Here is a 4,925-nt window from a genome sequence, read left to right on the forward strand (position 1 = left end):
ATAGCCTCTTTTTCTCCTTCTTTCACTTTTTCCCACACGAGAAAAGCGGTTTCTAATTTTCGGTTGGCGTTTTCGACTTGAGCGTGGATGTAGAAGGAATCGCGTGCGGCAGTTCTTAAAAATTCCAGCTCATCGGTATTTAAATTTCCGTTTTCCATCACGACATCTCCCGCTTTGACATACCTTGTATAGCCCCAATCTTTCCAAGCATATCAATAACATCTTGCACAGCAATCCAAGTTAATTGAGCAGGAGTGCCGCCATCTCGGATAAGGAGATCTCCATGAGGTACATAGCTAACTTTACCATTAGGCAAATCTTCAATTTCAATCACAATTTTCGCCATCACGCCAACTCCTGCTCAGTAGGCTCAATCACAAAATCCTCAAGCCCCGACACAATCTTAATTCCCGGCACTTGGCCGTCTGAAAAACGCTCTTTTTGATTCAGGATGGCATCTTTGTCGATTTCCTTTTTTGTGCGGACAAACTCGGCAAAGGCGGATTTCTCCGAGAGCCACGCCAAGACGGCAGCCACGCCCGTTACCTTGACGGATGGCGGACGGATGCGCCATTTAATCAGGCCGGTAGTAAAGTCCACTGTTTTGGTTTTACCGTTTTCCGTCAGCTCGTCCTTATGTGCCTCGCAGTATGCGGCCACACGTTCGGTCAGGCTCATGATTTCGGCACACATCGGCGCGGCTTTGGCGGCATATTCTTCTTCGATGACCGCTTTTTTGTCTCCGGCTTCGGTTTCCAGGCGTTTGACTTCGCGCTGCAAATCACCAATTTTGCGGATAAACGCAGTAACTTCCGCTTTGTCTTGTGCCGCTTCGATCGCGGGCTGTTTGATTCGGGTTTTAGCCATTTGCTTTTTCCTCCAGTTTGTTGAGTAGTTGATATACTTCGCTTGCTTCAAATCCTTTAGTTTCAGCAAAACTGATAAAGGCATCCCAGTCTTGCTCTAAATATTCGTCCAATAGACGGTACTCGTGCGGTTCAATCATGATGTTTTCCTTTAATCTTGATCTGATAAGTCTCGTAAAATTTGACTTAAAAAATTCTCGTGGAGTGCTGTTTGCCTTTTTCTCAGATAGCCTGCTGCAGCATGTCCGGCAAAGATTGCAGGAGTTTTTTCACTATCATCTCCCAATCCTTTGATTTCAAAATCAAATAAGCTTTTGGTACTATCTTTAATAGTAATAATGACTTTAGCCATTTTCTTTTTCCTTTCTTAGTTTACTTTTCGGTCTGCATCTCTCAACTGTCTTGCCAGTTGCAATGCTTTTAAATTAGTGACAGCAGCCTTGATAAATCCTTCCGTATCTCGGGCGGCATCACTGCATACGCTGTCTAAAAATTCCGTTGTCAACGCAGCCATCAGGTCGGGAGCTTGATACTCACCGTTTATCTTGATTTCGGGCAACTCGACGCGACACTTCCCATTTTCCGCAATGATTTTAAAAACATACTCTTTCATTTCACTTACCTTTCTTGTTTAAAACATCTTTCACTTCCGCCATTTTCTGACGGCCTTTTTCCTTATCCGGCGCGGGCTTTGCCAGCATCGCCCTTGGTATCAACCGTGGCGGCAGGTTGCGGAGCAGTTCGGCGGGGTGCGGCCATGTTTCCGCCGCCTGCAATACCTTAAACCCCGTCTGAATCCGTATCGGGTCATACTCCGGCGAGACGATTTCTTTTTTCTCCATCAGTTTCCGATACCAAATTTCCGCAACTACCGGCATATCCTGCGCTGCCGGTCGGTTGGGTAGATTGAGCGCGGCAAGCAATGTAAAACCTGAAGCGATTTCTCGTTTCGCCCAATCTTCTCCTGCCCATTCGCCCAAGGCTGCCACACCCTGCCGCAGCTTGGACGGTGCGCCGCCTTCGCCCCCTCTCCCCGTGGGAGAGGGCTGGGGAGAGGGCACCCCCGAACCCTGCCACTGGCTGATAATCTCCAGCAAATAACCATGCGACTTTAAGGGCAGTTTCAGACGGCCTTGGTCGCGGGCATTAACGGTTTCATTAAAACCGTGAATCCAAGCCTCGGTAGGAGCGGGGAAACAAACCCCGTCGCGTGCCGCCTCCTGCGCCTTAATCATCGGCAGCAACTCATTCAGCAGTTTTGCGGTACGCGCCCAAGAGAGCTGGGACTTGGCGGGGCGGAACAAACCGATATACCGTATCGCCGCCTTGCCCAATTCCACATCCATCTCCAACACAGCCTTTAATACCGCTGATGCGTCTGCGTCATTGATTAAGCTGTCCAGGCTATGCACCGCCCCGCAGTTCGGGCATTTGATGTTCATGACTCGCTCTCCCATAATGTTCGACGTTCAACCGTCTTAACGGTCTTGACGACTTTCCGTTCCCATCTTCCGCAGTGTCGGCATTTGCGTGATTGTTTATTGGCATAGACCCATTTGTGATGCCATTTAGTTAATGCACACACTCCGACACGTTCGTATTCATTCCATTTGACTTCAGCGACAACCTCCGCTTCAGTGGTTCTAACAAAACAAAAAGTCTCAACTTTTTCGGAGCCGTAACAAATCCTGCTGCCAATAAAATCTTCAAGACCGTCATCAATAAACCAGCCGATATACCAGTCAAATCCATCTTTAAACTTAACAATTCGTGGATAAGCTCCTAAAGTTTCAATCAGTTTGGATTTTTTCTTCAAAAATCGAAAAATATAGTCAATGTATTTAGGGTCTTTTTTCGGGTTGAATTTTTTGATGTTCATTGTTTATCCTTCCAAACATCACCACCAGCCTGTACATTTCCATTGCCTTTTACAATCTGAACATTACCTGCCAAGTGATTTTCAAGTTCAGCTTGTTTATCGATCCATGCTTTAAGCTCTGACCAAGTTTCAAACTTAGTTCGCTTGTCACGAATCAACCTGCCCAACTTAATGCCCAGATAAGACAAAAACATCAAACCGCTGATAAATGTCCAAAACACTGAGGCTGACCAATGGCTGATATACACACAAAAACTCAACATCAACCCCGTGAAAACATCCTTGATGATGCTTTCCAAAACACTTTCACTTGCGTTGTACGCGATAAAGTTTTTACTTCTGATTTCAATCATTTAACCACCCCAAGAATCGCCAAAAACGCCACAAGGACAACAATCAACCCAAAAAACATACCGCAGGCATCCAAAACAACAGCTTTAGTCCGCTGCTTAAACCAGTTTTCAATCAGGCTCATCAGTGCCAAAACCACCAGTGCCAAACCAATCAGCCCGCAGATCAAGAGATAAATCATCATTCCAATGCTCATGACGCTTCTTCCTTCAAAAACGTTATCCAATGTGTCTGTGTTTGGTTTTGCTTATGCTTCATGCTAACGTGCCCAATAAGTGGTTCTACGTTAGTCAGAGCAAGAATCTCTTTCACAGGGATTTGATTTTCACTCCACTTAAAAATCAATATGCCGTCAGGACGCAATACCCGGAAACACTCAGCAAACCCTTTACGAAAATCTTCTCTCCACTCATTGCCCAACACCCCGTATTTTTTTGCAAGCCAAGATTTTTCTCCCGCTCTTTGTAAATGAGGCGGATCGAAAACCACTACTGCGAACGTGTTGTCAGGAAAAGGGATATTTGTAAAATCCATAACCACATCGGGATTAATTTCCAGTTTGCGCAGATATTTCCGGTCTTTCAGTAGATGGATTTCTTTGCGTTTATCGCCGAAAACAGCTTCAGGGTTATTTTTATTGAACCACATCATCCGGCTGCCGCAACACGGGTCTAATACCTTCATCACGCTTCCTCCCATAAAGTTATCGCCTGAGCCAAAGTTTCCGCCTCCGCCGTTTTCCACATCCCGTCCGGCGCACGCGCAACGATTACAAAGCCTTCACCGTCCTTCTTCATGATCATCAGCTCGCCACGGTCTTCGACCCATTCTGCAATTTCTTTTTGATTCATTTTTGCTCTCCAATTTGTTTCACGCCGTCTGTACCATTCATGGCATGATGTAACTGCACTTGTTTACCCGATTCCATTCCTTGAGCTAATGCCCCATATTCCATCTTTGACCCTTGGAGAATTGATGATTTCGCATCCCTTGTTTTCGCTTCGACCATGTCCGGAAGTTCTTTTTTTTGTATCCGTCCATAACGGCTTTTTCTTCATCGGACATCTCAAATTTTTTGACTATCTTCCAAGCACCCATAATCCAACCATTGCAAAATTGGTCGGCAAGATAAGTTCTATGTGCTTGCTTTCTTGCTCGGCAGTTTTTTAAAAATTTGCGGCGTTCGGCAGAAATCTGCCGATAAACTACATCAAAGGCATAGGCTGAGATTTCTGCTCTATTTCCAATGCCGTAAAACATCATCGTCTTCCCACGTTGGTAAGATTGGCACCCAAATATATCGGCAATCATATTTGCAACGCCCCATTGCCAATCTGCTAATTTAAAGGCCATTCTCCGATCAGCTCTTTGTTCAGAGACTTCAGATAAAGCAATATCCACAGCATTGACTTCATGCCTCTCCATTAAAGCCTGCGCTTGCTTTAACGCCTGTGCGGCCTCGTGTTCATTTGCCGACTTACTCAAAGCCAAGCATTTCTTGATTTTGTCTAAGACTTTCTCTTTATTCATCTTAAATCCTTTTAAATCAATACCTTACATTTTCAATAAGGCAAAAAAATATAGAGCAACATCAACGCCTTACCGTTTTAATTGTCGTCATACCCGTCATGGCATTTGCCTATCATGTGCAACACAACGATTCGGGCCAGCATTTCAAGCCAAATCCCCAGCAACACCAACACAGCCAATCCGACAACAAACCAAATCATTTTTTCTCCTCCTTCTTCTCGGCAGGCCGTTTAAAACGCGCCTGATATTCCTCGATTTCACGCTCTCTATTTTTTTGCGCCATTCGCGCCGTCGCACGC

At 45.4% G+C, this 4,925-nt stretch carries 13 protein-coding genes; all 13 read right to left on the reverse strand.

Going from position 1 to position 4,925, the window contains the following annotated elements; all coding sequences use genetic code 11:
* Window positions 1-157: 157 nt before the first annotated feature.
* The 13 genes from HMPREF2696_RS06200 to HMPREF2696_RS11915 all read right to left on the reverse strand — a co-directional run bounded on the left by HMPREF2696_RS06200 (window position 158) and on the right by HMPREF2696_RS11915 (window position 4,826).
* Complete coding sequence (locus HMPREF2696_RS06200; protein ID WP_049343834.1) at window positions 158-346, reverse strand: hypothetical protein; 189 nt, start codon at window positions 344-346, stop codon at window positions 158-160.
* Window positions 346-867, reverse strand: coding sequence for a host-nuclease inhibitor Gam family protein (locus HMPREF2696_RS06205; protein WP_049343832.1), 522 nt, complete (start codon window positions 865-867; stop codon window positions 346-348). Before HMPREF2696_RS06205 ends, HMPREF2696_RS06200 begins: the two co-directional genes overlap by 1 nt.
* A complete protein-coding gene (locus HMPREF2696_RS11600) occupies window positions 860-1,006 on the reverse strand; it encodes a hypothetical protein (RefSeq protein ID WP_168162674.1) in 147 nt (48 codons plus the stop codon). Before HMPREF2696_RS11600 ends, HMPREF2696_RS06205 begins: the two co-directional genes overlap by 8 nt.
* Window positions 1,007-1,017: 11 nt before the next feature.
* Window positions 1,018-1,218, reverse strand: coding sequence for a hypothetical protein (locus HMPREF2696_RS06210; protein WP_049230751.1), 201 nt, complete (start codon window positions 1,216-1,218; stop codon window positions 1,018-1,020).
* A gap of 15 nt (window positions 1,219-1,233) precedes the next feature.
* Window positions 1,234-1,479, reverse strand: coding sequence for a hypothetical protein (locus HMPREF2696_RS06215; RefSeq protein WP_049343831.1), 246 nt, complete (start codon window positions 1,477-1,479; stop codon window positions 1,234-1,236).
* Window position 1,480: 1 nt separating this feature from the next.
* Window positions 1,481-2,308, reverse strand: coding sequence for a hypothetical protein (locus tag HMPREF2696_RS06220; RefSeq protein ID WP_049343829.1), 828 nt, complete (start codon window positions 2,306-2,308; stop codon window positions 1,481-1,483).
* Window positions 2,305-2,745 (reverse strand): hypothetical protein, encoded by a 441-nt coding sequence (locus HMPREF2696_RS06225; protein ID WP_049343828.1) that lies wholly within the window; start codon window positions 2,743-2,745, stop codon window positions 2,305-2,307. The genes HMPREF2696_RS06220 and HMPREF2696_RS06225 overlap by 4 nt, the downstream gene beginning before the upstream one ends.
* Window positions 2,742-3,098 carry a hypothetical protein gene (locus tag HMPREF2696_RS06230; protein ID WP_049343826.1) on the reverse strand — a complete coding sequence of 119 codons (357 nt, stop codon included), beginning with the start codon at window positions 3,096-3,098 and terminating at the stop codon, window positions 2,742-2,744. Before HMPREF2696_RS06230 ends, HMPREF2696_RS06225 begins: the two co-directional genes overlap by 4 nt.
* Window positions 3,095-3,292 (reverse strand): hypothetical protein, encoded by a 198-nt coding sequence (locus HMPREF2696_RS06235; protein ID WP_049343825.1) that lies wholly within the window; start codon window positions 3,290-3,292, stop codon window positions 3,095-3,097. Before HMPREF2696_RS06235 ends, HMPREF2696_RS06230 begins: the two co-directional genes overlap by 4 nt.
* Window positions 3,289-3,780 (reverse strand): methyltransferase domain-containing protein, encoded by a 492-nt coding sequence (locus HMPREF2696_RS06240; protein ID WP_049343824.1) that lies wholly within the window; start codon window positions 3,778-3,780, stop codon window positions 3,289-3,291. The genes HMPREF2696_RS06235 and HMPREF2696_RS06240 overlap by 4 nt, the downstream gene beginning before the upstream one ends.
* Window positions 3,780-3,947 (reverse strand): hypothetical protein, encoded by a 168-nt coding sequence (locus HMPREF2696_RS11605; RefSeq protein ID WP_168162675.1) that lies wholly within the window; start codon window positions 3,945-3,947, stop codon window positions 3,780-3,782. Before HMPREF2696_RS11605 ends, HMPREF2696_RS06240 begins: the two co-directional genes overlap by 1 nt.
* Before the next feature lie 85 nt (window positions 3,948-4,032).
* Window positions 4,033-4,626: a DUF7168 domain-containing protein gene (locus tag HMPREF2696_RS06245; protein ID WP_239665342.1), complete on the reverse strand. Its 594-nt coding sequence runs from the start codon at window positions 4,624-4,626 to the stop codon at window positions 4,033-4,035.
* A 77-nt stretch (window positions 4,627-4,703) separates the two neighbouring features.
* The gene (locus tag HMPREF2696_RS11915) at window positions 4,704-4,826 is read right to left on the reverse strand and encodes a hypothetical protein (RefSeq protein WP_256388732.1); all 123 of its coding nucleotides are present in this window, start codon (window positions 4,824-4,826) and stop codon (window positions 4,704-4,706) included.
* Window positions 4,827-4,925 lie beyond the last annotated feature (99 nt).

Source organism: Neisseria sp. HMSC058F07 (assembly GCF_001810035.1).
Lineage (GTDB): Bacteria > Pseudomonadota > Gammaproteobacteria > Burkholderiales > Neisseriaceae > Neisseria > Neisseria perflava.